Source organism: Clostridium sp. (genome assembly GCF_032552055.1).
Taxonomy (GTDB): domain Bacteria; phylum Bacillota; class Clostridia; order Clostridiales; family Clostridiaceae; genus Clostridium.
This window is the reverse complement of record NZ_JAWGSV010000248.1, coordinates 1-4,691: the sequence shown is the minus strand read 5'-3', so window position 1 is coordinate 4,691 and position 4,691 is coordinate 1. Positions and strand designations below refer to the sequence as shown.

General features: G+C 25.9%; 3 protein-coding genes. 2 read left to right on the top strand and 1 reads right to left on the bottom strand.

Annotated elements, in window-relative coordinates; genetic code table 11:
* The coding region (locus E6248_RS13430) for a helix-turn-helix transcriptional regulator (RefSeq protein ID WP_316341299.1) at positions 1–1,256 on the top strand (1,256 nt) is incomplete at its 5' end.
* A 17-nt stretch (positions 1,257–1,273) separates the two neighbouring features.
* On the top strand, positions 1,274–2,533 hold the full coding sequence (locus tag E6248_RS13425) for a helix-turn-helix transcriptional regulator (protein ID WP_316341298.1): 1,260 nt from the start codon (positions 1,274–1,276) through the stop codon (positions 2,531–2,533).
* A gap of 516 nt (positions 2,534–3,049) precedes the next feature.
* On the opposite strand, the gene E6248_RS13420 is transcribed toward E6248_RS13425, so the two are convergent.
* On the bottom strand, positions 3,050–4,691 hold a 1,642-nt coding region (locus E6248_RS13420), incomplete at its 5' end, for a helix-turn-helix domain-containing protein (RefSeq protein ID WP_316341297.1).

The following is a 4,691-nucleotide window of genomic DNA, read 5'->3' as shown; positions in this document are numbered from 1 at the left end:
AATTAGATATGACTCTTAAGGATTTAGCAGGGGATAGAATTACTCCTGGACAAATTAGTTTAGTTGAGTCAGGCAGATCTAATCCTTCTATGGATCTATTAGAGTATTTAGCAGCTACATTACAAACTTCTGTTGAATATTTAATGGAATCAGAAGAAACTCAAGCTGAAAAGATAAGTATATATTATGAGCAAATTGCTGAATCATACGTATTATCTGGAGATTATATAACTGGTGAAAAGTACATAGAAAATGCTTTATATTATGTAGAAAAATACAACCTTGAATATAGGAAGGCTAAAATCTTGTATTTAAGAGCAAAAATATATATGGCTAAAGGAGAGTTTACATTAGCTCAGCAGTTTTTCTTATCTTCAAATGTAATTTTTATAAAGAATAATAATTATGAGGAAATTATAAAAACCTTTTTAAATTTAGGACGAATAACTTTAAAGCTAAAGGCTTACCATTCTTCAAGCAGTTATTTAAGACAAGCTGAAAAGGTATATTTAGATAATAATATTGGAAACGATTCGTTACTTGGAGAAATATATTATTATATGGCAAAAGCTTATTTTAAAACTGAGAATATTGGAAAAGCTATAGATTATTCCTTCTTAGCAAAAAGTAAGTTTGAACAAGTCCATAATAAAGAAGAGTATGCAAAAACTCTTTTATTAATATCTGAAGAGTATAATAAAAAAGGTGATTTAACTAATGCTATAAAATACTCGCAAAAGACCTTGGAAGTTTATAAAGAATTAGATGAATTAAGTAATATTTCTGAAATAGAAAATAACCTTGGAAGGTTATTCTATGAATTTGAGAATATAGAAGAATCCTTTAGACATTATGAAATATCTAAGGATATAAGAATTAGAAGAAAAGATAAGAGGGTTGTAGAAACCTTAATGAACATATGTGAAAACTATATTAAACTAAAGAATATTTCAAAATGTGAAGAAGTATTAGAAGAAATCAATTTATATATAGATGAGAATGAAATAGAAGTTATTATAGGTGTTAACTTAATTTGGTATAGAGTATATACATTGAAAGAATTATCTAGAGAAGCTGAGTATATTTTAATAGATACTTATAACTTAGCTAAGAAAAATGATTTGCTAAAGCAAGTGGCGCAGCTTGCAGTTATGTTAGGTAAATTTTATATTGACAGAAAAAATGATGCAGAAGCAGCTAAGTATCTTGATGAAGGGGTTAATATTTTTAGGAAAATAGGAATACTTAAAAATTAATCAATTGGGGGTTTCAAATGGAGATTTTATCAACTGGAGAAAAAATTAAAAGAGCAAGGGTATATCAGGGGATAACTTTAAAAGAATTATGTGGAAATAAGGTCTCTATATCAAAGATGAGCTGCATAGAAAATGGAAAGATTAAAGCAGATAAGGATATTTTAGAATATATATCTGATAAACTTTCGCTTGACTATAGCTACTTAGTAAAAGATGTGGAAGAACAAATAAATGGTAATCTTGAGCTAATAAGAAGCAATAATGTTTCTGAAAGTGATATGTCTGATGTTATTGAGCACAATTTAAATTACGCTTTAGAATATTCTTACAGTGGGTTAGCTTTCGAATTAATACATTTACTTTTTAACTACTACGTAAAAGAGAATAAGATTGAAAATATTCAATTAATAGTATCACAGTATTATGATTTATATCAGAAGAATAATACTAAGGAAAATACTATAACTTATTATTTTGATATGGCTACATTCTTTTATAGAATAAAGGAATATAATGAGGCTATTAATTATTATAGTAGGGCAAGAGAGCTTATTAAAGGTGATGGAGATTTCGACAAAGTTAAGTATGCATATACATGCTATAGAGAAGGTAAGTGCTATGAAAAATTAGGTAATATTGAAGATGCTTATAGAGCTTTAGAAGAGGCAATGAAGTTTATTGACTTTATAGATGATGAGCTAGATAAAGGGGATATATATCATAGTTTTGCAAATGCATGTATTAAACTTAAGAAAGGTGATATAGAAAAATATATAGAGCTTTCTTACAAATATAAAAAAGAGAATCCTATGATTTTAGCTATTTCTAAGGGGAAGAATGGTGAAAGCTATTTCTATGCTAAGGAAAGAGAAAAAGCTATAAAGGAAACATTAGAAGGTATAGAACTATTTCCAACAGATGATAAAAAGAAATATGTTAAGTTTTTAAATAATAGTATAAATACACTGTATGAAAATGGAGAGTATGATATAGCATATGATATAACAGATAAAGCTTTAAACTCAGCAATTGATACAGATGATATACTATTAATCGAACAAGCTTATTACTTGAAGGGAATGATATTACAAAAGAAGGGCTTATATAGAGAAGCTGAAATGTATATGAATTTATCTTTGGACTCCCTATTTAAATTTGCTAATAAAGAAAAGAGATATGAAAGATATTTAGATATGGCTAATATGTATTATAAGCTTGGTGAAGTTAAAGATTCTTTAAAATACTTTACATTAGCGATGAAATTGGAGAGAGATTAAATATAGTAAATAGAAGGTGTATAATTAGTTTTCCTACTAAAGAAAATTAATTATACACCTTCTGTAATTTTTGGATTATTTAATTGTAATTGTATTTGAAAATTACAAGATTTGAAGTATCAATTGTTTTCTAAAACCTTAGTTAATATTCGAATTAATAAATAAAGATTAAAAGTAACAATTAATATATAAGTTTTAGATATTAAATATTTATATAAAACAGTTTATTTCAAAATAAAATTATAAGTTAATATAATGTTTAATTGGGTGTAAAATTGATGATATTATATTTGCTAATGAATATTTAGAAAATACGCTTGGTACGAAAAATAAGCCTCTCATTAAAATCAATCCTTTCTATAAATTACAACATTTATTATATTTAAAGTATACTGTAATTATTTTTTTATTGCATTGACTTAAATGTTTAATTTTATGTACATTTAAGTTATTACTTTAATAAATATAAAAGTAAAAAAGTACAAAGAAACCCTAATAAGTGGTTTCTCTGTACTTTTATTTAATGTTTTTTATCAATATTAGCTTGGCAGAATAGCCTTTAAGCTCTGTAATTATATTTAAGATTGTATTTTTCTTAGAATACTTAAATTCTATTTTAGGGAAGGAAGCTCTGTATAGTATTTCTTTTTCTTCTTTATTTAACCTATCAGGGGAACCCATAGATAGCCAATAATTATAAGAAGAACCAACTCCTTCACTTATTTCATAAGTTGTGATTCTTGATGATTTTTTTATATTTTCGATATTTAGTGAAAACTTTCTTTTATAAAGCTTTCTTTTACCTTTTTTATTAATAATATCTTGAAGACTTTCCATATCAGAAAGTTCATCAGTGTATGAGTATAATAAAATACAATATTCATCGTCTTTCTTAGTAACTATATATCCATTTTCCATAGCAACTATCTCATCACCCAACTTGTTAAGTAAATAATAGGCATAATATGAAGGTTTTTTGATTCCCATATCATTTACAAGTCCAGGTGCCCCTATAAATACCTCATTAGTTAAGCTAATAACTTTTTCTAGTACATCGAAGGCTCTTAAAAAGTTAAGAGAATTGTTGTTAAATAATGTATTATGAATTATATAGGGAAGCATAAAAGCTGTATCATAAATCTTATTTAGGTCCTTTTCACAAGAAAAGTCTTCTTCTAAGACATCGATTGAATATATTTCTCTTATAAATAGAGATAACTCTTCTCTTATAGCCCTTGATATGGCAGGAGTAAATTGAAATTTAAATTCTGTTACATCAATATAATCCATTTCTGAAAAATATTCAAAGAAGCTATTTAATATATGCTTATATTTCTCTAGTGTAAAGTTAGGGTTATCAATAAGTATTAATGGTTTTAAAGCTATATAATCTAAAAATTCAATGACACTTTTTGCTTTATTCCAGTTATAAAAATCAGCTTTAGGAAATACCCCCATATCACTATTAAACATATTTTCTAGTCTTGCATATTTAAAATGAAGTTCCTCTTGAATTTCTTCTAAAATATCCTTATTATCTTCAAGTAACAAGTCAAAGGCATCATCTAAATTAATTATTTCATTATAAGCCTTATCAAACTCACCAAGGTTTTCATCCATATCTATATGAATCTTCCATAGTTTATTTTCATAATTAAATCTTTCGTAATCATCTAACTCTGAAGATAGATATTCTAAGGCATCTTCTAAATTTAAGATTTCTATTTTCTTACTTGCTTCAAACTCTTTTTCAGTAAGCTTATTTTTCTTTCTATATTGAAGTGGAGTACAACCATAATAGATTTTAAAGTTCTTATTTAAATACCTAACATGGGAAAAACCAACTTCATCAGAAATTTCGGATATACTTAAATCGCTATCTAATAGAAGTTTAACTGATTCTTCAACTCTAGTTAAATTTACTAGATCAGTAAAGCTATAGCCAGTAGCATATTTAATCTCATGAGATAAATAATGAGGACTTAAGAATTCTTTCTTAGCTATTTCTTGTAAAGTTATATTACTATCATAGTTATTAAATATATATTTTGAAATCCTATGATACCTAGCTAACTGTTCAGTTTTTTCTTTAAGTTCTTCTTTTTCGTATGTAAGATAATGAAAATTATTAATAAGATGATATAAAAGATCTATTAAA

Coding starts and splice junctions, on each gene's coding strand:
- E6248_RS13425 (WP_316341298.1), top strand. CDS start 1,274: ATGGAGATTTTATCAACTGGAGAAAAAATTAAAAGAGCAAGGGTATAT.